This is a genomic window from Aquidulcibacter sp. (assembly GCF_020253525.1).
In the GTDB taxonomy this organism is placed as follows: domain Bacteria; phylum Pseudomonadota; class Alphaproteobacteria; order Caulobacterales; family Aquidulcibacteraceae; genus Aquidulcibacter.
The window spans coordinates 1-21,361 of record NZ_JADCBK010000007.1 but is presented as its reverse complement, the minus strand read 5'-3'; the positions used below and the strand labels follow the sequence as shown (position 1 = coordinate 21,361).

At 56.4% G+C, this 21,361-nt stretch carries 21 protein-coding genes and 1 pseudogene; 6 read left to right on the top strand and 16 right to left on the bottom strand.

The window, feature by feature from the left end:
- Positions 1-80 precede the first annotated feature (80 nt).
- Positions 81-869, bottom strand: a pseudogene (phnC, locus tag IOB61_RS01310) (phosphonate ABC transporter ATP-binding protein); the annotation flags it as partial.
- 137 nt (positions 870-1,006) lie between these two features.
- Here phnC and rlmN point away from each other — a divergent pair.
- Entirely contained in the window at positions 1,007-2,197 is a 1,191-nt protein-coding gene (gene rlmN / locus IOB61_RS01305) for a 23S rRNA (adenine(2503)-C(2))-methyltransferase RlmN (protein ID WP_290811040.1), read from the top strand.
- Positions 2,198-2,406: 209 nt separating this feature from the next.
- On the opposite strand, the gene IOB61_RS01300 is transcribed toward rlmN, so the two are convergent.
- The 4 genes from IOB61_RS01300 to efp all read right to left on the bottom strand — a co-directional run bounded on the left by IOB61_RS01300 (position 2,407) and on the right by efp (position 6,958).
- Positions 2,407-3,192, bottom strand: a complete 786-nt coding sequence (locus IOB61_RS01300; RefSeq protein WP_290811037.1) for an SDR family NAD(P)-dependent oxidoreductase — start codon at positions 3,190-3,192, stop codon at positions 2,407-2,409.
- Positions 3,193-3,301: 109 nt separating this feature from the next.
- The gene (locus IOB61_RS01295) at positions 3,302-4,498 is read right to left on the bottom strand and encodes a serine hydrolase (protein WP_290811034.1); all 1,197 of its coding nucleotides are present in this window, start codon (positions 4,496-4,498) and stop codon (positions 3,302-3,304) included.
- A gap of 101 nt (positions 4,499-4,599) precedes the next feature.
- On the bottom strand, positions 4,600-6,351 hold the full coding sequence (gene ggt / locus IOB61_RS01290) for a gamma-glutamyltransferase (RefSeq protein ID WP_290811031.1): 1,752 nt from the start codon (positions 6,349-6,351) through the stop codon (positions 4,600-4,602).
- 34 nt (positions 6,352-6,385) lie between these two features.
- Complete coding sequence (gene efp / locus IOB61_RS01285) at positions 6,386-6,958, bottom strand: elongation factor P (protein ID WP_085338506.1); 573 nt, start codon at positions 6,956-6,958, stop codon at positions 6,386-6,388.
- 110 nt (positions 6,959-7,068) lie between these two features.
- Between efp and epmA the strand changes: the two genes are divergently transcribed.
- On the top strand, positions 7,069-8,121 hold the full coding sequence (epmA, locus tag IOB61_RS01280) for an EF-P lysine aminoacylase EpmA (protein WP_290811027.1): 1,053 nt from the start codon (positions 7,069-7,071) through the stop codon (positions 8,119-8,121).
- On the opposite strand, the gene IOB61_RS01275 is transcribed toward epmA, so the two are convergent.
- Positions 8,118-10,961, bottom strand: a complete 2,844-nt coding sequence (locus IOB61_RS01275) for a pitrilysin family protein (RefSeq protein WP_290811024.1) — start codon at positions 10,959-10,961, stop codon at positions 8,118-8,120. The two genes, epmA and IOB61_RS01275, sit on opposite strands and share 4 nt — an antisense overlap.
- 100 nt (positions 10,962-11,061) lie before the next feature.
- Positions 11,062-11,970: a polysaccharide deacetylase family protein gene (locus IOB61_RS01270; RefSeq protein WP_290811021.1), complete on the bottom strand. Its 909-nt coding sequence runs from the start codon at positions 11,968-11,970 to the stop codon at positions 11,062-11,064.
- Between the two features lie 23 nt (positions 11,971-11,993).
- Between IOB61_RS01270 and IOB61_RS01265 the strand changes: the two genes are divergently transcribed.
- Positions 11,994-13,214: an acyltransferase family protein gene (locus IOB61_RS01265; protein ID WP_367272783.1), complete on the top strand. Its 1,221-nt coding sequence runs from the start codon at positions 11,994-11,996 to the stop codon at positions 13,212-13,214.
- Here the strand turns inward: IOB61_RS01265 and IOB61_RS01260 are convergent.
- Both IOB61_RS01260 and IOB61_RS01255 read right to left on the bottom strand, forming a co-directional pair.
- Positions 13,195-13,584: a VOC family protein gene (locus IOB61_RS01260; RefSeq protein WP_290811018.1), complete on the bottom strand. Its 390-nt coding sequence runs from the start codon at positions 13,582-13,584 to the stop codon at positions 13,195-13,197. The two genes, IOB61_RS01265 and IOB61_RS01260, sit on opposite strands and share 20 nt — an antisense overlap.
- 20 nt (positions 13,585-13,604) lie before the next feature.
- Positions 13,605-14,447 carry an SDR family NAD(P)-dependent oxidoreductase gene (locus tag IOB61_RS01255; protein WP_290811015.1) on the bottom strand — a complete coding sequence of 281 codons (843 nt, stop codon included), beginning with the start codon at positions 14,445-14,447 and terminating at the stop codon, positions 13,605-13,607.
- A 112-nt stretch (positions 14,448-14,559) separates the two neighbouring features.
- On the opposite strand from IOB61_RS01255, the gene IOB61_RS01250 reads away from it, so the two are divergent.
- Complete coding sequence (locus tag IOB61_RS01250) at positions 14,560-15,795, top strand: class I SAM-dependent methyltransferase (protein WP_290811012.1); 1,236 nt, start codon at positions 14,560-14,562, stop codon at positions 15,793-15,795.
- A complete protein-coding gene (locus IOB61_RS01245) occupies positions 15,792-16,145 on the top strand; it encodes a hypothetical protein (protein ID WP_085338495.1) in 354 nt (117 codons plus the stop codon). Before IOB61_RS01250 ends, IOB61_RS01245 begins: the two co-directional genes overlap by 4 nt.
- 7 nt (positions 16,146-16,152) lie before the next feature.
- Here IOB61_RS01245 and IOB61_RS01240 read toward each other — a convergent pair whose 3' ends face one another.
- From IOB61_RS01240 to IOB61_RS01225, 4 genes are all read right to left on the bottom strand, one after another.
- The gene (locus IOB61_RS01240) at positions 16,153-16,680 is read right to left on the bottom strand and encodes an MAPEG family protein (protein WP_290811007.1); all 528 of its coding nucleotides are present in this window, start codon (positions 16,678-16,680) and stop codon (positions 16,153-16,155) included.
- A gap of 89 nt (positions 16,681-16,769) precedes the next feature.
- On the bottom strand, positions 16,770-17,060 hold the full coding sequence (locus IOB61_RS01235) for a hypothetical protein (protein WP_290811004.1): 291 nt from the start codon (positions 17,058-17,060) through the stop codon (positions 16,770-16,772).
- 9 nt (positions 17,061-17,069) lie between these two features.
- Entirely contained in the window at positions 17,070-17,291 is a 222-nt protein-coding gene (locus IOB61_RS01230) for a tautomerase family protein (RefSeq protein WP_290811001.1), read from the bottom strand.
- Positions 17,292-17,445: 154 nt separating this feature from the next.
- The gene (locus IOB61_RS01225) at positions 17,446-18,042 is read right to left on the bottom strand and encodes a TetR/AcrR family transcriptional regulator (protein WP_290810998.1); all 597 of its coding nucleotides are present in this window, start codon (positions 18,040-18,042) and stop codon (positions 17,446-17,448) included.
- A gap of 75 nt (positions 18,043-18,117) precedes the next feature.
- Here IOB61_RS01225 and IOB61_RS01220 point away from each other — a divergent pair, with 75 nt between their 5' ends.
- Positions 18,118-19,146: an alcohol dehydrogenase catalytic domain-containing protein gene (locus IOB61_RS01220; RefSeq protein ID WP_290810996.1), complete on the top strand. Its 1,029-nt coding sequence runs from the start codon at positions 18,118-18,120 to the stop codon at positions 19,144-19,146.
- Positions 19,147-19,152: 6 nt separating this feature from the next.
- Here the strand turns inward: IOB61_RS01220 and IOB61_RS01215 are convergent, their stop codons facing one another.
- The 3 genes from IOB61_RS01215 to hfaA form a co-directional block, all read right to left on the bottom strand.
- On the bottom strand, positions 19,153-19,626 hold the full coding sequence (locus IOB61_RS01215; RefSeq protein ID WP_290810994.1) for a VOC family protein: 474 nt from the start codon (positions 19,624-19,626) through the stop codon (positions 19,153-19,155).
- A gap of 128 nt (positions 19,627-19,754) precedes the next feature.
- On the bottom strand, positions 19,755-20,765 hold the full coding sequence (hfaB, locus tag IOB61_RS01210; RefSeq protein WP_290810991.1) for a holdfast anchoring protein HfaB: 1,011 nt from the start codon (positions 20,763-20,765) through the stop codon (positions 19,755-19,757).
- Entirely contained in the window at positions 20,765-21,316 is a 552-nt protein-coding gene (gene hfaA, locus IOB61_RS01205) for a holdfast anchoring protein HfaA (protein ID WP_290810988.1), read from the bottom strand. Before hfaA ends, hfaB begins: the two co-directional genes overlap by 1 nt.
- Between the last annotated feature and the right edge of the window lie 45 nt (positions 21,317-21,361).

Below are 21,361 nucleotides of genomic sequence, written 5' to 3'. Positions count from 1 at the left end.
GCCAAAGCCAAGCCCCATTGTACAGTTTTCTCGAGAAGGTTCCGATGACCCACTTTGGCCACTTCGGGAACGGGCTCCTCCTTTGGGGCCGCGTCGCCGGTTTCTTCGTCAAACTCTGCGCCATAAATTTCAATCAGGCGGTCACGGGTGAGGCCGTCTTTGGGCCCGTCATAGACAATCTGTCCGGCTTTGAGCGCGACAATTCGGTCGCAGAATTTTGTCGCATAATCGATTTGGTGCAGCGTGACGATCACGGTGACGCCATCGCGCTGATTAAGGTCGCGCAAGAGCTCCATCACTTTGCGTGCCGATACGGGGTCTAGTGACGCGACAGGCTCATCCAAGAAAATGGCTTCGGCCCCTTGCACTAAGGCCCGCGCAATTGCGCCACGTTGTTGCTGGCCACCCGACAAAGTGTTGGCGCGCTGGGCGGCATAATCGGCAACACCCACGCGGGCCAAAGCCTGCATGGCGCGTTCTTGATCGGCTTGCGGCCATTGGCCAAAGAAGCCTTGGACGAAGGGCAGACGCCCCAGAGAACCCAGCATGACGTTTTGAAACAGGCTGAGACGGCCAACTAAGTTGAATTGCTGAAAGACAAAGCCGACCCGCGCCCGGGCTTGGCGCACCGATTCTGACAATTTGCCGTTCTTCTGTACCGAAATGCCAAGCAAATTGACTTCGCCCGTACCTTCGTCGGTGGTGATCAGGCCAGTTGCATTACGAAGCAAGGTGGACTTGCCAGAGCCAGACGGTCCGATAAGGGCCACCATTTCCCCGGGCTGGACCGTAATAGATACATTATTCAGTGCCTTACGGGCACCATAGGTTCGAAACAGGCCTTTGGCCTCAAGAACTGGAGCTGTCATACTTCCCCACAAGCGATCATGCCCAGCCTGTTTAGCGGGTTTGTCGTCAGAGTCACGAGGTCACTGTATGACGGTTCTGTGACAGCGACGGCGCGGCCAGCTTTTAGCGCTGCTGTTTCCGTGCTATGGGCCCGCCCATGACCGTAACCCTCGATCTTTCCCATCGGCCCAGCGCGGCGGCCGACCCTGTTTCGACACCCATGTCGACGCGGACTTCGCTTGTCGGACTGACTTTGGCCGAAATGCGCGAAGCGGTGATTGCGTTGGGCGTGGAGCCTAAAAAGGCCAAGATGCGGGCGCAGCAAATCTGGCGTTGGGTCTATTTCTTTGGTGCGCGCGATTTTGACGTGATGACCGACATAGGCAAAGATTTGCGCGCTTTGCTGGAAACCCGCCATAGTCTTGATCGACCCGAAGTGATTGAGCGTCTGGTTTCTGCCGATGGCACCCGCAAATGGTTGATCCGCTCTGCCCCAGGCGTGGAGTTTGAGACGGTTTTCATCCCAGATGTAGCGCGTTCTGGTGCCTTGTGTGTGTCGAGCCAAGTCGGCTGCACCTTGACCTGCACCTTCTGTCACACCGGTACGCAGAAATTGGTGCGTAATTTAACGGCAGCTGAAATCGTCGCCCAAGTCATGATCGCACGTGATGATTTGGACGAATGGCCTTCGACAACAGATGGTCGCGCTTTGACCAATATTGTTTTCATGGGCATGGGTGAGCCGCTTTATAATCTTGATGAAGTGGCCAAGGCGATTGATCTCATCAGCGATGGTGAAGGTATTTCGATTGGCCGTCGCCGGATCACGGTGTCGACGTCGGGCGTGGTGCCAAAGCTTGAAGAGCTGGGCACCAAGACAGGCGCGATGCTGGCGATCAGCCTTCATGCGACGAATGATGAATTGCGCGATGTCTTGGTTCCGCTCAACAAGAAATACCCCCTTGAAGAATTGATGGCGGGGATCCGAGCCTATCCGGGCTTGAACAATGCTAAGCGCGTGACGTTTGAATATGTGATGCTGAAAGGCGTCAATGATAGCCCTGCCGAAGCGCGTGCTTTGGTGAAATTGCTCTCCGGCATCCCGGCTAAGGTGAACTTAATCCCATTCAATCCGTGGCCGGGAACAGCTTATGAGTGCTCGGACTGGAAAACCATTCATGCCTTTGCCGATATTGTGAACCGGGCGGGCTATTCGGCACCCATTCGTACGCCGCGCGGGCGCGATATCTTGGCTGCCTGCGGACAATTGCGCAGCGAAAGCGTGAAAACCCGCGCTAGCGTTGCCATGAAGGAACGGCTGGCGATGGCGGCTTCAGAAGAAGTTTAGCTTTGGAATGGTTCAATGCAACGCTTTGCTTGCATGGAACCCTTGTTCTTCTTCTTTTTTCGCGATTTCGGGAGTCAAGGGCGGCTTCCCCGACGCGCGTCGCGCGGCCCCTGCCAAGGCATTGCCGCGGGCAAAGACCGCCCAGATAAAGTGGCGCGAGTTCCGCCGAGACACATGGAAATTTTCTTGCGAGCCGTGGTCGCGGGTTCTCACCCTTGACCGCGGCCAATCGCTGTCAGACCCCCGTCAATAATGACGGCTTCGCCGACCATATAGTCCCCTGCGCGGGAGGCGAGGTAAATCGCCGTACCTGCCATATCTTCGGTCGTGCCGACCCTTTTGGCAGGTATGGCTGCAGCCACCATGTCGCCATGGTCACGCGCAATCGTATTGAGGTCTGAGGCAAAGGCCCCGGGTGCTAAGGCTGAAACCACGATATTGTGCTTGATCAGGTCTGCCGCGAGCCGCTTGGTTAGATGGGCGAAGGCGGCTTTACTGGCCTGATAGGCAAAGGTGTCGACGGAATTGACCGTGATGCCATCGATCGACGTGATATTGATGACCTTAGCGGGTTGGCCGGGTTTAGCGGCGGCCTTCAAATGACCCAACAAGGCTTGGACCAAGAAAAAGGGGCTTTTGACATTCAGGTCCATCACCTTGTCCCAGCCCTTTTCGGGGTAGGAATCCAGTGGGGCCATCCAGATCGTGCCGGCATTATTGACCAGAATGTCGAGATGATCTTCCAGTTTCGCAATGGTGTCTGCCAGAGCCTTCACCCCTTCGAGGGTTGAGATATCGCCCGGAATAGCGGTGCAGCTACGCCCACCTTTGGACATTTCTTCGGCCGCGGCCAAGCACTGGTCGGCTTTGCGCGCGGTGATATAGACTTTAGCGCCTTGGGCCAAAAAGCCCTCGGCGATCATGCGGCCAATGCCTTTCGATCCACCCGTAACCAAGGCAACACGCCCTTCCAGTGAAAACAATTTCTCAAACATGATGGCATTTCCTCGGCTAGTTTGTTTTACGACCGACCCTAGTGCGCATAAGGGTCAATGTACAAGCAGGTGTTTCTGCATTTAGGCCAAGACTTCAGTCGGGCTTTGGTCATTTCGCGGCGGACGGTCGGAAAAACTTCATGTCCCCATATTCCCAAGCCCATGGCACACCGGTTTCACCCAGAACTGCCTGTACAATCGCCGGAAACGCTGCTTCTGCGCGCACATCATTGGCCAAAAGAACCACACATTTGCGCCCAGCTTCAAGGCAAATCCAGGTATTGCCCGTCGTGTCATTATGCCCGCCCTTGTAAAAGCCAGGTCCCTGCGGGCCATTGAAGGCGATCACACCAAGGCCTGCTGATAGGGTCGGGAATGGAGCTTGTTCTAAAGGCGTTTGAAGGGAAGGAAATTGGGTCTTTGTTGAAATTGGCAACTGACCTTTGACCATCTCTTGGCGGGCCTTGGGGCTTAGTTTGTCACCGCGCACATAGGCCGCCGCCAACTTCCCCATATCCTCAATTGTGGTGTCCATCGAGCCTGAGGCGCGAACCTTGCTGCGCTCATCATGTTCTTCGACTTGGCCGTCTTGGCCGAACCCATTGGCGAGATTTGGTCGGAAGTCCGTTCGCCAGATCAAGCTGGTTCGGGTCATGCCTTGAGGATCAAAAATCCGCCTCTGCATTTCAGCACCGACATCCAGACCGAGTCCGCGTTCGAGCACGAATTGGAGTAACAAGATCCCTGCGCCCGAATAGGCATAACGCTCGCCTGGATCGAAATGGATTCGAAGTTTTCCGTCTGGCTCGAGAAAGGCGAAGTTGTGGAAGCCTGCACTGTGCGTGAGCAACATGCGCGGTGTGATTTTGCGCCAACGCCCATCCTCGGCAAGCCCTGCCCAAGGCACATAGCGGTTTGCATCGCTTTCTGAATCATAGCTTGGCAAAGGCTGGGGTAGATAATGGTCAATTGTGGTATCAAGATCGAGCTTGCCTTCATCAACCAATTGCATAACAAAATAGCCAAATGCCGCCTTGGTCAATGAGGCTCCATACATGATGGTGTCGGGAGCCAAGGGGTCGCCAGCGGCATTTCGAACGCCATAGGTCTTCGTCAGCGTTACCTTACCGTCCGAGACAACTGCAATTGCAACGCCGCGTGCCCCAGTCGCGGTCATGGCTGCTGGGACAAGCGTGTCGAGCGTTCCGGCTAGGTTTTGACCTCTAGGCGCGCCAGTGACACAGCCTGACAACAGACAGAGACCAGCCAAAGCTGTGGCGATAAAGTGTGGTTGATGTCGCGCCATAGCCGCCCCCAATGGGGCGAAAGCCGCCGCCAATCAACATCCTAGAGCAAATCCGGGGGCTTTGCTATCATGGTCTTAAAGCTAGCCCAGAGCTGTCATGCTTAAGGCTTGCGGGCCACCCCTTCACGGCGGGGATCAGCACCACCAACTAGGCCTTGTGGCGTCAAGCGAACCACATGCAGGCCAGAGCCCTCAGCCCCGCCGCCATCCCGGAAGGTTTGGCCCAAGGCTTCTAGGCCCTTAATCAATTCGGGGCTTGCCCGCGTGCGGTCGAGTGCCACAGGGCTAGAACGTGCGACAATATTGGGCAGCGCGACTGCATCTTGGGGCGACATGTTCCAATCCAGCATGCCCACCATGGCTTTGGCCACATAAGCGATGATGGCATTGCCGCCGGGTGAGCCTACGGCCAGTTCAAAATGGCCGTCCTTATCGAAAACGATAGTGGGGGCCATGCTTGAGCGGGGCTTCTTGCCGCCTGCTGGCGCGTTGGCGATTGGTTCGCCCTTCGCATCGACATTGCGGAAGGAAAAGTCGGTCAATTGGTTGTTCAGAAAGAAGCCGCGCACCATGCGTTGCGAGCCAAATAGGCTTTCAACCGTTGTGGTCATCGACACAACATTGCCGCGTTGATCGACGATTACGAAATGGGTCGTGCCAAAGACGTTGCCAGTTGCATCCCGACCGCGCTTAACCGCGCCGGGTGGCTCGCCAGGTTCAACCGTCTTCATGGTTGCGGTGTCAGAGATGAGGGCGGCGCGGCTCTTCAGATAGGTTGCATCGAGCAGGCCTGCGATGGGCACAGCCACATAGCGGTCATCTGCAACATAGGTGTCGCGATCCACATAGGCCAAGCGCTGGGCTTCAATAAAGCGATGCCAGCCAAGGGGATCATTCGGGCCGGTCGCGCCCATGTCGAAGTTTTCCAAAATGCCCAAGGTGGCCATCACGCCAATCCCGCCAGAAGACGGTGGCCCCATCCCGCACACTTTGCGCTCCCGATAAGCGCGGCAAATCGGCTCAAGCTTGTTGGGTTTATAGGCTTTCAAATCTTCCAGTGACAAGGTGCCGGGCATCGGCGCTTGTCCAGACCGCGCAACGATGTCGGCAGCAATCGGGCCCTCATAAAAGGCCTTTGGCCCTTGATTGGCAATTTGGGTTAGCGTGTCGGCATAGGCCGCATTTTTCAAAAGCGTGCCGGCAGGCAAAGGTGTGCCAGTGCTATCCATCAGATAGGACATCACATCAGGACCGGGTTCGGTGATACGCTTGAGCTGGGTGGCAACTCCGTTCAAGCGCGGTGAAATCTTAAATCCGTCGCTTGCCAGTTTAATCGCGGGTTGAAAGCTGCGGCTCCATGGCAATTTGCCATGCTCTTTCCACGCCATATGCAGCATCGCGACTGCCCCGGGCACACCTTGCGAGCGACCGGACTTAACCGCCGTCCAGAAGGGCAAGGGGTTGCCTGCATCGTCTAGAAACAAGCGGTCGGTAGCTGCGGCTGGGGCAACTTCGCGGCCATCATAGGCCACTACATCGCCTGTCTCAGCGTCATAATGTAGCATGAAGGAGCCGCCACCTATGCCGCTGGATTGGGGCTCCACCAAACCCAAGGCTGTTTGTACGGCGATTGCCGCATCAACCGCCGACCCGCCAGCGCGCAGGATTTCAAGACCAGCTTCCACCGCCAACGGGTTGGCTGCGGCAATCATGCCGCCATGGGTCCACACGCCTGCAGGCTTGGCCTCCGGCATCGTGGCAGCAGGCTTGAGAGCTATTGGGGGTGTGGCGGCTGGACTTGCCGCACAGGCTGCGAGGCAGAGCGCCAAACCGGAAACTAGAATTTGGCGCATATTATCCCCTCCACCCTAATAGCAAGCTTGCAGCTTAGTCCTTTGCGCGCTCAACGTAAGAGCCATCCTCAGTGAGAACGACAATGCGTGTGCCGGTTGCAATATAAGGAGGCACCATGGTGCGCACGCCGTTTGAAAGCATAGCAGGCTTGTAGGACGAAGAAGCGGTTTGGCCCTTCATGGTAGGCTCGGTATCGACGATTTCCAAAGTCACGCGGGTTGGCAAAACAGCTGCCAGCGGGGTTTCGTTGAAGATGGTCAGATAAACTTCCATGTTTTCTTGCAGATAGGCTGCGTCGTCGCCCAAGACCGCATGGGGAACCAAAACCTGCTCATAATTGTCTGGGTTCATGAAGACGTGGGCGGTGCCATCGTCATAAAGATAGTTGAACTTGCTTTCTTCCACGAAGGCCTTTTCCACTTGGTCCGTGGTCTTAAAGCGCTCGGTCATTTTGATGCCGTCGGTGATGCGACGCATTTCGACCTGGGTCACCGGCGTGCCTTTGCCGGGATGGATGTTCTGGGTTGTCAAAATGACATAGAGTTTGCCGTCTGTATGTTCGACAACATTGCCTTTGCGAAGGCTGGAGGCGATGACCTTGACCATAATCTGTCTTTCAGTGCTGAGCTTTGATCCGACTTCGGCCCAAAGCATGGAAATCTTGTGATGTGGGCGCCTTCTAACCTTTCTCGCTCAATCCGCCAAATGGGTGACGCATGAGTCGATCAGATGTGCCGCAGAGCCCATGGTGGGAGGCCAGTCGCCATGCCGATCGCAGGCCCTTTCTTCTGGCGCGCAACCGGATCAAGAAGGCGATGCGCGCCTGGTTTGAGGCTGAGGGCTTTTGTGAAATCGAGGCCGGACAATTGCAGGTTTCCCCCGGCAATGAGACCCATTTGCATGGTCTTGCAACAACAAGGCTTGCCCCAGACGGGGTGCCAACACCGCTCTATCTGCACACAAGCCCGGAATTTGCCTGCAAGAAACTTTTGGCGGCGGGCGAGGAAAAAATCTTTGATTTTGCCCGCGTGTTTCGCAATCGCGAGGCGGGCCCCTTGCATGCAACTGAGTTCACCATGCTGGAATGGTATCGGGCAGGTGCTGATTGGCAGATTGTGATTGAAGATTGCCTTGCCCTATTGCGGGTTGCGGCCTTGGCCGTTCCAACCGACCACTTCACATGGCGCGGCCATCACGTGCCTTTTGCCGCCGAACCCATACGTTTAAGCTTGGCAGAAGCCTTTGATCGCTACACCCAAATCGACCTTCTGGCCAGTATCGGTTTGGATGGCCAAGAAGATGCAAGCCATTTGCGCGCCCAAGCCATCCAGACCGGGGTCTCGACGGATGAGTCAGACACATGGTCTGATCTCTTTTCCAAAATTCTGGTGCAAAAGATCGAACCCAATCTGGGTTTTGACGCCCCATGCGTCTTGCATTCCTATCCCATGAGTGAGGCCGCTCTGGCCCGCAGAAACCCCTCTGATCCGCGGGTGGCAGAACGTTTTGAGCTCTATGTCTGTGGGGTAGAGCTTGCCAATGGCTTTGGCGAACTGACCGATGCGGTTGAGCAACGCACCCGCTTTGAAGCGGATATGGATGCAAAACAAGCCATTTATGGCGAGCGCTATCCTTTAGATGAGGATTTTCTGGCTGCCCTTACAAAAATGCCCAAGGCCAGCGGTGTGGCCCTGGGCTTTGATCGTTTGGCGGTCTTGGCAAGTGGTGCCCGACGCCTTGAAGACGTTTTATGGACGGGTGTTGTTTAGGGCTTTTTGGCCTCTTTAGCGGCAGCGGTCGGCAAAACCTTGATCAAGCGGGCTTTGGATGGGTCCAAATAGCGCTTGGCGAGAGCTTTCACATCGTCCAATGTCGTTGAAGCATATTGATCCTTCGCCTCACGAATACGAACAAGGCGCTGCCGGTCAAAGCTGGCTTGGTCTAAAGCGCCCAGCCACCAAGGATTATTGGCCGTGGTTTCATCAAAATCGGCGATCAAGGGCCGGCGTGCCCGTTGGAACAGGTCATCCTCGATCTTTCCGGCGGCCAAATCTGCAGCAATCGCCTCCATAGCGGCAATGACCTTATCGCTATCTTCTGGTTTGACTTCTGCGAGTGCGCCAATTCGGCCATAGCCCGGGAAGACACGCGATGGTGCCCAATCGACACCGGGCGAATAAGTGTCGCCCAATTCTTCCCGGATCACCTCGGTCAGTCGGTTTTGAAGAATGGCCGTCAGGATGCGAACACCGCGTGCCTCGCGTCCATCGCCATAATCGCGCATAGGCCAATAGACCATGGCGAGTGACTGATCTGGCCGACCCTTGTGGTTCAGGATGGTCGTGCCTCGACCTGCAGGGAATTCAACTTTGCGGGCCTCCGTACGGGCAGGGGGCGTGGCCAGTCGAGCCGGTAAAGCCCCGAACGTGGCGGCAACGGCGTCACGGGCTGCCTCCACCGTGGTGTCCCCGACGATCAGGATTTCAATCGCGGAATTTTTCCGCGCCGCATCCACCACAGACTTGGCCTTTTCCAAGGTCAATTGGTCAAATTGTTCTGCAGTTGGGAAGGCAAAGCGCGGGTTGTTGGCAAGCAGGACATATTCGCCTTGTGTTCCCCAGACGCTGCCCGGCGTCGTATCAATCTGGCGATAAATTGCGTCTTTTGAGGCCTTTAGGCGTGCAATGCCATTGGGTCGCCATGCAGGATCCGTCAAGAAAGCGGCAAATACCTGCATTTGTAGTCCCAAATCCGCAGCGGTGGTTGAGCTGGCGAAGCTGAAGCTTTCTTCGCCAATGAAGAAGCCCTGTCCAACACTGCGCCCAGCCAGTGCTCGCTCCAGTGCATCCGCATCTAACTTGCCAAGTCCGCCTGCGATAAAGGCTGCATCAATGGCGAAGGCCAGCCCCGGCTGGTCTGCGGGAAGCGCCAATTGTCCTTCGCCAAAATTGACTTGGACGCGGACGCGGCCTTCCTCAAACTTAGTTGGCTTGACGATGAGGCGCACCTGATTGGCAAAGCGCATTTGGGTGACACCCATGTCGGCCAAGAGGACTGCCTCTGTCACGGTCCCTTTCGGACCAAAGTTCACATAGTCCCACTGTGCCTTGGCTTCTGCTTTAGGCGCGCTGACCGGTTTGGCGCGCAGGGCTTGGTAGGCGGTTTGAACAGCGGCTTCACCACCCTCTATGGCCTCGCCTGTTGAGACAAATAGCTCTGGCACATCTGTGCCCCAGGCCTTCTTTAACTCCGCCAAAGCCGCTTGCGGGTTCAACGTGCTGGCCACCTTTTCAAACCATGCTAAATCATCTGCTGGCGTGGTATGGACCGCATCCTCACCAAAACTCGAAAGGATTTCATCGACCAGATCAGCGGATCTGGCTGCCCCGGCTTGAGCAGCAGCTCGGCGATATCCTTCCCGCGTGTCGGCCAAAGCGACCGAAAACTCATCCTCCGTGAAGCCGAAGCTTAAAGCACGGCGCAACTCGCCATCTGCAATATCAAGCGCTTCACGCCATTTGGCCGGTGTGGTCGCCGTGGTTTCAATTGACGCGATGCGTGCCGCATCAAACCAAGCGCCTGAGCTGATGGACGCACTTGTGATGGGTGAGCCCTCGCGCCGCGCAATCCGCTCTAGCCGTGTATTCACCATGCGATGCGCGAGAGCCAAGAGCAGGTCCTCGCGCCGATTGGCGCTGGTGTCTGGTTCGGCGACATAGGGCTTTACATTGAACAGGCTGACAGCAGTTGCGAGCTGGGGCTCCAAGAATATCTTCACCGAGCCTGGTTCGCGCTTTGGGGTGCCCAAGTCGGGGTCCTTGCCCGCGTCTTTGGGTTGTTCCCAATTGGCGAATTGCGCCTTGATCAGAGCTTCAGCGGCCTTTGGGTCGACATCACCCACCACAACCAGAAACGCACGCTGAGGGGTGTAAAAACGCTTGTAGAGGTCGACAAAGCGCTCTCTTGGGGCTTCGCGCACCACCTTCATGTCGCCAATGGGAAAGCGGCTTGGGATGCGGGTGCCATCTAGGGCTTGCGCGGCAAAGGCGCGGAACTGGCGGAAGCCCGGGTTTTCACGCGCCCGCTCTTCAGATTGGATAATCCCTCTCTCGCGATCAATCGCTTCTGGATTGAGGGTCAGGCGTCCGGCTGTTTCGCGCATCATGGACAGACCCAATTCCAGCTTTTCCGCCTTGGGCATGTCTAATTGATAAACCGTCTCGTCCCAGCTGGTATAGGCATTGGTATCGGGGCCAAAGGCCAAGCCTTCCCGGGCGAGAATTTTGTCAAACTCACTCTCAGGCACATTTTCAGAGCCATTAAACGCCATGTGCTCAAGGAAGTGGGCGAGGCCGGACTGATTGTCCTCTTCATTGAGCGAGCCGGCCGCAATCCGCAGGCGAATGGCGACTTCGCCCTTTGGCGTTGGCCATTTCTTGATCGCATAGCGCATCCCATTAGGCAGGGTGCCATAGGTCACAGCTGGGTCGGCCTTAAAGTCCTTGTACCGGTCCTGCGGAAAGCCCGGAAGGGGCGCGATTTGGGCCAAGGCTGGCTGCGCCGACAGTGCAATGAGGGAAACCAAGAGGGCTTTTGTCAATCGACGCATATAAATGCTCCATTCAAAATGGACGCCAGAGGTTATCCTTTGGCGCATTGGAAACTGGCTTGTAGTCACGAGATCACACGCGTTGCGGTCAAGTAACTTTTCAGCAAGGTTGCGCGCGCGTGTAGGTTCCAAACGGAACTTGCGCGGCAAAGGCTTCGGCAAGCGTATTGCGACCAGCCACGAAAACCTCGTGCTCATGTGCTTTGATATGGGCCAGAATGCGGTCCAGGGCACCAATTCGCCCCGGGCGACCCACGATCCGCAAGTGCAGGCCGATATTAAGGACGCGCGCGTGCCCGCGACGGGCTTCAGCTAGCAGGGCGTCGAAACTCTGGATGGCATACTCTGCCCAATCCCATGGTTGCATGGCCGGGGCGACCCACATTTTCATATCATTGGTGTCGATGGCATAGGGCGTAATCAGCATGGGCTTGATCCCCTGCTGGGTCTCAACACGGTCCCAAAAGGGCATATCGCCGGAATAATCATCCATATGATAGGTAAAGCCCTCTTCGGCCAAAATCCGCCGTGTCTGGTCGGTCAGAAGATAGCGTGAGAGCCAACCCACTGGCCTTTGCCCCGTCGTCTTCTCCAGGGAATCGCGTGCCTTTGTGATAAAGGCGCGTTCTTTGTCTTCATCCATCCAGAATTGGTGGCTCCAGCGATAGCCATGGGCCGCAACTTCCCAGTTTCGCGCGACAATATCGGCTGCGACTTCCGGTGCGCGTTCCAGCGCCAAAGCGGCAGCTGTGATCGTGGGCGCAAATTGATAGGAGTCAAACAGGTCGCGGATTCTGGGCCAACCTGCCTTGATGCCATAGTGATAATTGCTTTCATTCCCATAGACGCGCATGGGCCTGTTAGGTACGGCCCCTAATTCGTCCACGGGTTCAGGCCCTTTATCGCCATCGCGGATGTTTTGTTCGGCACCTTCTTCCACATTGATTACAAGAGACACGGCAAGCTTGGTGCCATTTGGCCAACGAAAATGGGACGGGATGACAGTCATGAGCGCGGCCCTATGCCTTAGAATTGCAAGACGCAGACCTGCCGCCCGCCAGCGGCCTTGTCAAGCAGACCCCGCCGCACCATGATGGATGCCTCTTCAAGGGCTTAAGCTCAAGGGATGGCTCCTCCATCCGATTATTCTATTTGTGGAATCCTATTTTGACTAACACCCGTCCCGAAACTTTCGACAGTTTGACCGGGCTCCGCTTTCTTTTGTCTATCTGGATTGCTGTCTTCCATTTAGGTGACATGTACGATCACGCAGGCTTTGGATCTTGGCCGATTATGAAGGCCGGTGTCGCGCGCGTGGACATATTCTTCGTTCTGTCCGGCTTTGTCTTGGCCCATATTTATTGGGCACGCAGCAAAGCGAAATTTCACTTTCCAACTTTCATGCGGGCCCGCGTTGCGCGGCTCTATCCGTTACATCTTTTGGCGCTCGCCATTTTGGCAGGCTTGGTTTTGGCGGCCCATCTCGTCGGAAAAGGCGACGAAGCCCGTAATTTCACGGCCCTCGGGCTCGTCGCCAACGTCTTTTTGTTGCAGGCTTGGGGCGTTCCAGGTGCCGGGGTTTGGAATTTTCCGGGCTGGACCATTAGCGCTGAATTTTTTGGCTATCTGCTATTTCCCGCTTTTCTTTGGATTGCTGCAAAGCTGCGGCACCGGCCTTGGTTGTTCTTTTTCCTAAGTGTGGCTCTGGTCTTGTTGATTGATCTGGGCTTTCGTCTTCTTCTCGGCCGGACCATGACGCAATCCACCGCTGATCTGGGCATTTTGCGCGGGGCCTCTGTCATTTTGGTCGGTGTGGCAGCTCGTGTTGTTTTTGAGACGTGGCACTTGTCCTCGCGCAACGCGCTTCGGCTCTTGTTGTTGGGAGCCTTGATCGCGGTCAGCGGCGCCTTCTTTGGTTTGACGACAGCCATGGTCGCTCTGGGGGGCGCGCTTTTGGTGATTGGCTTGGCCGCGCGCGATGTGACAAAGCCCGGGTCAGGTGTCGGCACCGGCCTAGACGCACCCCTCATGGTCAAGCTGGGTGGGTGGTCCTATGCGATCTTCATTCTGCATGTGCCCGTCTTTATGGCGATGCAGAATCTTGCAGGGGTTCTGGGCACGCCAATACCCATCAATCTTCTAACGATTGTCGTTATGACGGGTCTATTGATGCTGGTATCAGCGCTTGCCCATTATGTGATCGAGGAGCCCGCACGCTTGTGGCTACGAGGATCTAGTCGGCGGGCTCAATAAGGTCCCAACCATTGCCATAACAATCTTCAAACACCACGACTTTCCCATAGGCTTCATGCCGCGGTGCTTCCCGAAACACCACACCCGCCTCGATCATGGCGGCATAATCCTCGTCAAACCGGTCTGTTTGCAGGAAGAAACCGACCCGTCCGCCCATTTGTCGACCGATTAAGGCGGTCTGCTCTGGTCCGGACGCTTTGGCCAAAATGATGCGTGTTTGCGCGTCACCGCTCGGGGCGACCACGACCCACCGTTTGCCCCCGCCCATGGGGGTATCGACGATCAGCTCAAAGCCAAGCTTGGAACGGTACCAAGCAATCGCTTCATCATAGTCTGCAACCAGAATCGAAATCGCCGATAAGAACGCCATGGAACCCCCTAAGTCGATGATTAGTGAGGCTCTTCTCCGCCTGACACATTCATGCTCTCGCCAGTAATATAGACAGCATCGGCACTGCACAGGAAGGCCACCGCCGCAGCCGTATCTTCAGGCAACCCGGGCCGCCCCAAGGGAATGCGCGCCGCCATGGCTTTTAGATACTCCTCGACAGAGGCCGCACCCACGACTTTGGAAAAATATTCATTCTGCCAAGCCCCAAGGCCTGTCGTTACATGGTTAGGGCAAACATTGTTGACGGTGATTTGATGGGCGCCCAGTTCAACTGCGGCAGAGCGTGCCAATCCAACTAAGCCATGTTTGGATGAGGTATAGGCTTGGGCATGCGGGAAGCCTGACTTTGCCGCTTGGCTGGCGATATTGATAATGCGCCCGCCTTTCCCGGCTGCAATCATCCGCTTGGCTGCGGCTTGAATGCCAAAGAAGCAGCCCTTCAGATTTACATCGATCACTGCGTCCCAGTCGCCCTCGGTCACGTCCAGAAGTGGCTTCATAATATAGCCGATCCCAGCATTATTGACCCAGATGTCTAGGCTGCCGAATGTGTCCACCCCATGCTGGGCCAAGGCATCGACCTCGGAAGGGATGCGGACGTCGCAGGCCTTGGTCGTAACGCCCACCCCCATGGCGGCGATCTCCTTTGCGATCGCGGCCATCTCGTCTTCCTGGCCCACATGCTCAGCCGCAGTAGCCGCATCGCGCGCCCGGCCAATATCAGAAAGGACGATATTTGCGCCTTCAGCGGCTAGTCGGCGCACAATGGCTTCACCTAAGCCTTTGCGCCGTCCAGACCCCGTGACAACCGCTGTTTTGCCTAAGAAACGCTTGTCTGCCATAGTGATCTCCGAAAAAATGTTGTGCGACAGGTTGCCACGCTCTTTTCATCTGGCAATAGGTATATCATTTAGAACGGAAATGGCCACAGCGTGTGGCTCGGGAGATGTGAGCATGTCCAGTCTCGTCAGCGATAAGCCCAAAGCACAGCCTGCCCGTCCCTATGACGGCCCACCAGATTACCGCGTTGTCGGCCAGCATGGCATGTATCCTCAGCTGAGCCATGATGAGATTTCGCGCTTCAACTTCTTGGCGCATATGAATCGGCATTTGTCGACGCAGATTATGCCGGGCGTCAAAGAAGCCTTTGATGCGCGCGTTGAGCCCAAATTCATCGCGACCCAAGGCCGCGGCTTCAAGGATCGCCATGAAGTTCGCAAAGCGCTTCTCAAGGATCCCATGTTCCAATGGTGGAGTGCGCTGCGCCGTGCCACGATGGAAACCCGCCAACAGGCTGGTCGCTGGGTGACATTGCGCCAAGCTGACCACTTAAACGCCAAAGCCAAGGCCCTGACCGAACATGATCAACGCCTGAAGCTGAACCCTGACCTGCCCTTGCCCCGCTATGTTGAGGCCATTGACCACCATTGTATGCCCGGCAGCTATCATACGGAGCTGGCTGAAGGCGATGTCACCGGACCCTGCAATTATGATATTGGCATTTTTGCCACCACGGGCGGCATGTTGGGTCGCTATAATGATGGCGGTGGTCAAGCGATTGCAGCTTGGGTCAAAGAGGCCCTGCCTGATTTAAAGCCCAAACGCATTCTCGATATTGGTGCGGGCCTTGGCCATAATGTCGTGCCGATTGCACAAGCTTTTCCAGAGGCAGAGGTCGTCGCCGTTGATGTCGGTGCACCGATGCTGCGCTATGGTTTGGCACGGGCTAAAACCATGGGCGTCGAGAATATCACCTTTGTGCAAGGCGATGTCAGCGACCTATCGGATTTAGCCGATGAGAGCTTTGACATGATCCATTCGTGCATGTTCCTGCATGAGACTTCCTATGCCTCCATGCCGAAAATTTTTGCGGAAACCCATCGCTTATTGAAGCCGGGCGGGATCGTCTTTCATGTTGAGCAGCCGCAATATACCCCGGAAATGCCGTTGTTTGAGCAGGCAATGCGCGACTGGGACGCCTTTTATAATAATGAGCCGTTCTGGACCAAAATGCATGAAGTCGACCTCGATAGCTGGATGGTAGCAGCGGGTTTTGCCCCCGACAAATTGATCCATGGTGGCGTGGCTGCCGTGGTTGATCCAGACGTATTCCCGCAAGCGGCGCAAGATACAAAGCAGGAAGATTATGGCCGCAAAGCCGCTTGGCATGTGGTGGGAGCGGTAAAATGAGCAAGATCGATCCCCTTGTCCTCGCGGGCGCAAAGTCAAAGGGTAAGCGGCCGTACTTTTTGGATACCGATGTTGAGCGCCTGACCAATATCGTCCTCGTGCTGGCCCAGGAATTGGCCGTGGTGCGCGAGCGGACCGACACGTTAGAACGATTGTTGGAGCAATCAGGTGTGCTTACGCGCCAAGAAATTGAAACCTTCACACCAACCAAGCAGCAGGCTGACGAGCGTGGGGCTTGGACACAGGAATATCTTGCCCGCGTCTTCCGAGTCCTCCAGCAGGAGCGGGAGGCTTTGCAGGCGCAAGAGGCCTCAAGCGAAGAAGTCGCAGACGAATTGGCTAAGGTTTAAGTGTGGCTCAGAAGCGGAGCTGTACCACAAGTGTGGTCGCCCAAATCAGCGCGGCGATGTTTGGATAAAAGGTCGCAACAAAACCAAAGGTCCGATAGATCGGATTGATCGTATAGCCAATCCAATAAAAGATGCGCGCCAAAATGAAGAGGGTCACCAGCACCGGCAAAACGGGCAGAAGGCTGGTGGGGAGCGTGGTTGCCAAGGCTAGATGCGCTGTCGCCAGCAACAAGAACTGCTCAAGCGTATTGCGCTGGATGCGCACTTGTACGGATAAGCGCTCGGCCTGATCATTCCCGTCGATCACATCGCTAGCTAATGGACGAGCTCCGGCAATAAAGCCAATCATCGCCAATAATATCAAAATCGCAAAGAGCTGGTTTTGCAGCGCAAAGCCGATCCGGCTGGCTACATCATCGCTAACTGGACCTGCAAACAGCCCTGAATGGAAAGCAAAATAGGTAAAGGCGATCTGGCAAGGCACCGAGATCAAGATTTGCAGGCCGATTAGGCCCTGTTGTTGCCTTAAGGTCATGTTTTTGCTCCCCATCTGTTTTGGAAGAGGCTGGTGACCGCTGCCGAAAGCCCAAGGCGTTGAAGCTTTGGCCACCAGAATACCCCTTGTTAGCCCTGCTTGCCCTCTGGATAGCGGCTGTAAACATGCACCCAGATTGCCGAATTTACCCGAAGGTTTCCAGTGATTTTTGCGATCGCCTCTGTGATGCGCACAATCTGGTTTTGTGCCGCCTCATTCTGAAAGGGCGTATCGAGGTCAATCCGCAGGGTGAGAGGGAAGGGCGAGGTGACTGCAGCTTGGCCCTGTTCCAGTGGCAAGCTTACCAGAACGCTTGCCACCAACCCTTGGGCGAGCAGGCCACGACGGCTAATCTCTGTGGGAGGGAGAGGATGGCCCATAATGGCTCCTTATTTTGGGGCCAAGGCCGCTTTCATCATATCGAGCGTGAGCGCACGACCACCCATGCCCCAGCCGCCATCTGGCACTTCATTGATATGGACCCAAGTGAACTGGCGGGCAGCAGGAATGCCTTCAGCCTTCACACTGGCATCGGTGACCAGTTCAATCATTTTGGCTTTGGTCGCGGCATCGAGCGAACCGGCGGGAACGGAAATTTGAATGAGGGGCATGTGTTAATCCCTAGAGCTAAAACCTAGACCGAATGTCTATGGCGATCACCATAATATGGTGATCAGTATAATTTGTCAAATGGCTTGAGCTGGGAATTCGCTTTCCTAAATAATTAGTTGTTTTTATTGGCTTGTTTGGGCTATTATGGGCGGATCAGGTAGATCGACCCGGCGGGTGCCGCGCATCAACCATATTCGTAAAGAGGTCAGCGACGGCCTCAAAAGGGGCGGCAGAGCCTTGTACGCGGGCCAGTGTTCGTGCGCCCTCAAGGGCAGCAAGCAGCGCGGCAGCGAGCCTGTCTGCCTCCGTCTCGGATAAGCCGCGGGTGCTGAGTTGGCTGGCTAGGGCTTCCTGCCATTGCGTGAAGCCCGCTTTCAAGCGCGCCGCAAGAGCAGGCTCTTCAAAGGCCTTATCCATGGCGATATTGGCCATGGCGCAGCCAAGTTGGAACCCACTTTGGGCCATCTCTGCCCCAAGCCCTGCGCAAACGGCTCGGATATAATGGCCTGCATCATTTGGCCGGTCTTTTCCAGCATGTTTGAGAAAGCTTGCGCCGGCCGCGCTATAGCGATCCAAAACTTGCAAGGCGAGTTCCGCTTTGCCGTCTGGAAACAGATAATAGAATGAGCCTTTCGGCGAGCCACTTTCAGCGATGATCTGGGCAAGGCCTGTCGCAGAATAGCCTTGCTGACGGAATAGGCGTTCGGCCGTTGCGACGGCCAAACTGCGCGAATGTTCTGAATTTCCCATAAGCTATCCGATTGCACATCCTGATTGACATCGCCAGTCTCTGAATTATGGTGATCGTCATAAAAGGAGTCAAGCATGCGTGCTCTTATTTTCCTCAAGCCTGGCCATCTGATGTGGCAAGAGCAGCCTGAACTCTCGCTGCAGGGTCCGCGAGACGCCATTGTGCGCCCGATTGCAGCGACCACATGTGATCTTGACCGCCTGATTATTCGTGGAGAGGCACCGTTTCGCGGCCCGTTCGCGATCGGGCATGAGTGTGTGGCCGAAGTGGTCTCGGTCGGTGATGCCGTGGTCAAGGTCAAGCGGGGCGATGTCGTGATTGTCAATTGGCATATCTCGTGCGCCCAGTGCGACCGCTGCCATGATGGGCGCCCCAATGCCTGCCGTACCCATCAAAAGGGTGCCATGTATGGTTTACCCGGGCTGGGCGATTGGGGTGGGACTTTTTCGGAATCCCTGCATGTGGTCGAGGCTGACTTTGCCCTGACCAAAGTACCAGCTCATGTGTCGCCGGAACTGGTTGCAAGTGGTGCCGACAACTTGCCCTTTGCGTTTGAATTCACCGTTCCGCACCTCCGCCAAACCCCCGGCGCAGACGTGCTGGTGATGGGCGGTTGCGGGTCGATTGCGCTCTATGCGGTTATGTTTGCGCGGGCCGCAGGGGCTGGACGCGTTGTTTATCGGGATGAGGACCCTCACCGTCTTGACGTCGCGGCCAGATTGGGTGCGGAAGTCATTGAAGGTCCACCGCCGCGCCATGCGGGCAGCTTTCCCATCGTCGTGGACGCCAGCGCCAATGCGGCCTCGCTTCTTTGCGCCCTTCGGTCGGTTGAGCCAGAGGGGATCGTGTCGTCAGTTGGCGGTCATTTCTCAGATGTGCCTATGCCTTTGTTCGACATGTATCGCACAGGGGTCCGCTTCTACACCGGTCGTGGGCGCGGCGGGCCCAATGTGGCCGAGACCCTCGATTGGGTGGCGCGGGGTCTTGTTGACCCCAGTCCTGTCACATCTGAAATCGCGCCCTTTGAAGATGCGCCGACGGTCTTAGCAGAACCCAGTCTCAAGCCGATTTTGACCCGGCCTGCCCTTTATGGCGGGACCTAGACTAGATTAGTCAGCTAAGGCGTTGAGTGCGAGGCGATTACCTTCGCTATCCTCTATTTCGGCTACATAGCCGCCAGCCCCAATATGCTTCTTTGGGTAGAGGATTTTACTTCCCCGCGCGACCGCACGTTCAAGGACGGGGTCAATATCGGCGACATCAAAATAGACAATGGCCCCGGTCTTGGATGGGACATAGACGTCACCCTTTGCTAGGGCTCCACTCGCGCCGGGCTTGCCATCGGCGCGGGGGAAGAAGGCCATCTCATAGCCATCGACGGTTTCCCGATTAAGTTTCAGTTCAAGGACCGCTTCATAAAAAGCAATGGCGCGGTCCATGTCGGTGACGGGGATTTCGAAATGATAGACCGGATTGGCCATGGCCGGGCGCTCCTGCGGTAAGGGTGAAGATCCCGCTGGGCTGGTTTGGCCTTGTTGACAGGCTGCAAGGGCCAGAAGGCAGAACCCTAAAGGGCCCATCATGGCGGCTCTTACGAGGGGCGGCGGGATTTTGAACATGGCCCAGCTTTTACCCTAGGTAAGTTCGGCCGCAAGGTGGCTCACAGCCAGATGTGGCCCAATTGGGTCACAAGGCTGTGAGCCTTCTCGATTTAATTCCGGGTACCGCGGAGTGATTTGGAGACGGCTTTATCGCGTGTGTCGTTCCAGTTATTGGGGTTGGTGCGAGCGGCGGCCCCGGCTGCGGTGGCGTCGGATCGTGGGACGAAGGCACCGGTGGTGCCGATGGGGCCCATGGGATCGCCGCCTGGACCGAAGGCCCCTTGGCAAGCGCTAGCGCCTGGAACGCCGTAGATGTTGGACATCATTTCGACGACAGCACGTTCAATGACCGAGCGGACGGCGAGTTGGACCGGCTCTTGGCTGCGGCCGCCAACCCCGAGGTCGAGGGTGATATTGTCGAGGAATTGGAAGTAGCCGAGACCGACTTCACGGCCGATGATCTGCTTTTGGTAAGAGATGACATCGACGACTTCCAGCGTCTTGGTATCGATGAGGCGTAAGTCGAGACCGACATTCATGACATAGAGCTTGCCATTGACGATGCCCTTGCCATTGGTGGGGTCACGGTCACCGATGAAGGTGTCGGTGCCGACCGAGCGGATGTTGTAGTTAAGCTCGGTGATGCCGCCGATGAGATAGAAGTCAGAGCCTGGGACTTGGCCAGCAAGAATGCGACGGAAGTCTTGGCCTTCTTCCCCGATCAGACGGTTGTTGGCATATTTGAGTTCAAGCTCGGACACCGAGGTATCGAAGCGCTCAACCAGACGCGCGCCGGATTTGGCGAAGGCCGAGATAGCCATCAAGGAAGCGCCTTGGGTGACTTGGCGACCGCCTTCAAAGTCAGACTTGCCGGTGTAATCCAAGATACGACCGACAGCGACACGGGGCCCACGGATATTCTGGGAGCGGGCATAATTGCCCAAGCAGACCAGAGCGGCCGAATAGGGGGTTGGGTTGGCGGTGACAGGCGCATTGCCGATGGGGCGGGCATAATTGCCGGCTGGTGTGGCGGTGGGCGAGATACAGCCGGTGAGGGCGAGGGTGCCTGCAAGGGCGAGGCTGGCCCATTTAGCGCGAGCGAAGAGAGTGGATTGGGTCATTAGAAGTCGAGCCCCCCGTTGAGCGTCTGCTGGGCGTTATTGTTGGTGGAAGGGACAGCCGATGCCGCAGCGGTCGTGGTGTTGCCCGTGGTTGTTGAGGCGGTTTGCCCGTTGATGATGACGGTTTGGTTGCCGTTATTGATCTGGGTTGAATTGACGATCACGGTGTTGAAGCTGCCGGTGGTGTTGACATTGAGCTGGTTGCCAATGGCGGCCCCTGTGCCGGAGAAGCCCATGCCGGAAGAGCCACTATTATAGAGGCCCAGAGGCAAAGAGGATAAGTCATCGCCTACAACGATGCGGCCATCGATAATGACGCGGTTGCCATTGAGGTCGCGGGTGCTGGCATCATAGGGGCGGTTTTGGTCGCCGGGATTGGTGCCATAGGGACGGCTGAATTCATTGGCATAGCCGGCCCGGCTCTGCGCATGGGCTGGCATTGCAGCAAGCATGGCTGCCACGCTCAAAGATGCAGCCGACAATCCAAAAGCGGCACGGGCAAAGCGAGCGCGATCAAGCTTCACAGGGCTAGTTGGATGAGCTTCCTTCATATTCTTCGCTCCTTTAGGACGAACACTGCACCTCAGTCTGCAATG

Bases quoted from the DNA above. Each gene is read 5' to 3' on its own strand.
- IOB61_RS01250 (WP_290811012.1), top strand. From the start codon at position 14,560: ATGTCCAGTCTCGTCAGCGATAAGCCCAAAGCACAGCCTGCCCGTCCC.
- IOB61_RS01225 (WP_290810998.1), bottom strand. From the start codon at position 18,042: ATGGGAAATTCAGAACATTCGCGCAGTTTGGCCGTCGCAACGGCCGAA.
- ggt (WP_290811031.1), bottom strand. From the start codon at position 6,351: ATGCGCCAAATTCTAGTTTCCGGTTTGGCGCTCTGCCTCGCAGCCTGT.
- IOB61_RS01275 (WP_290811024.1), bottom strand. From the start codon at position 10,961: ATGCGTCGATTGACAAAAGCCCTCTTGGTTTCCCTCATTGCACTGTCG.
- hfaA (WP_290810988.1), bottom strand. From the start codon at position 21,316: ATGAAGGAAGCTCATCCAACTAGCCCTGTGAAGCTTGATCGCGCTCGC.
- epmA (WP_290811027.1), top strand. From the start codon at position 7,069: ATGAGTCGATCAGATGTGCCGCAGAGCCCATGGTGGGAGGCCAGTCGC.
- IOB61_RS01270 (WP_290811021.1), bottom strand. From the start codon at position 11,970: ATGACTGTCATCCCGTCCCATTTTCGTTGGCCAAATGGCACCAAGCTT.
- IOB61_RS01295 (WP_290811034.1), bottom strand. From the start codon at position 4,498: ATGGCGCGACATCAACCACACTTTATCGCCACAGCTTTGGCTGGTCTC.
- rlmN (WP_290811040.1), top strand. From the start codon at position 1,007: ATGACCGTAACCCTCGATCTTTCCCATCGGCCCAGCGCGGCGGCCGAC.
- IOB61_RS01230 (WP_290811001.1), bottom strand. From the start codon at position 17,291: ATGCCCCTCATTCAAATTTCCGTTCCCGCCGGTTCGCTCGATGCCGCG.
- IOB61_RS01300 (WP_290811037.1), bottom strand. From the start codon at position 3,192: ATGTTTGAGAAATTGTTTTCACTGGAAGGGCGTGTTGCCTTGGTTACG.
- IOB61_RS01245 (WP_085338495.1), top strand. From the start codon at position 15,792: ATGAGCAAGATCGATCCCCTTGTCCTCGCGGGCGCAAAGTCAAAGGGT.
- IOB61_RS01235 (WP_290811004.1), bottom strand. From the start codon at position 17,060: ATGGGCCATCCTCTCCCTCCCACAGAGATTAGCCGTCGTGGCCTGCTC.
- efp (WP_085338506.1), bottom strand. From the start codon at position 6,958: ATGGTCAAGGTCATCGCCTCCAGCCTTCGCAAAGGCAATGTTGTCGAA.
- IOB61_RS01240 (WP_290811007.1), bottom strand. From the start codon at position 16,680: ATGACCTTAAGGCAACAACAGGGCCTAATCGGCCTGCAAATCTTGATC.
- IOB61_RS01215 (WP_290810994.1), bottom strand. From the start codon at position 19,626: ATGATGGGCCCTTTAGGGTTCTGCCTTCTGGCCCTTGCAGCCTGTCAA.
- IOB61_RS01255 (WP_290811015.1), bottom strand. From the start codon at position 14,447: ATGGCAGACAAGCGTTTCTTAGGCAAAACAGCGGTTGTCACGGGGTCT.
- hfaB (WP_290810991.1), bottom strand. From the start codon at position 20,765: ATGACCCAATCCACTCTCTTCGCTCGCGCTAAATGGGCCAGCCTCGCC.
- IOB61_RS01220 (WP_290810996.1), top strand. From the start codon at position 18,118: ATGCGTGCTCTTATTTTCCTCAAGCCTGGCCATCTGATGTGGCAAGAG.
- IOB61_RS01260 (WP_290811018.1), bottom strand. From the start codon at position 13,584: ATGGCGTTCTTATCGGCGATTTCGATTCTGGTTGCAGACTATGATGAA.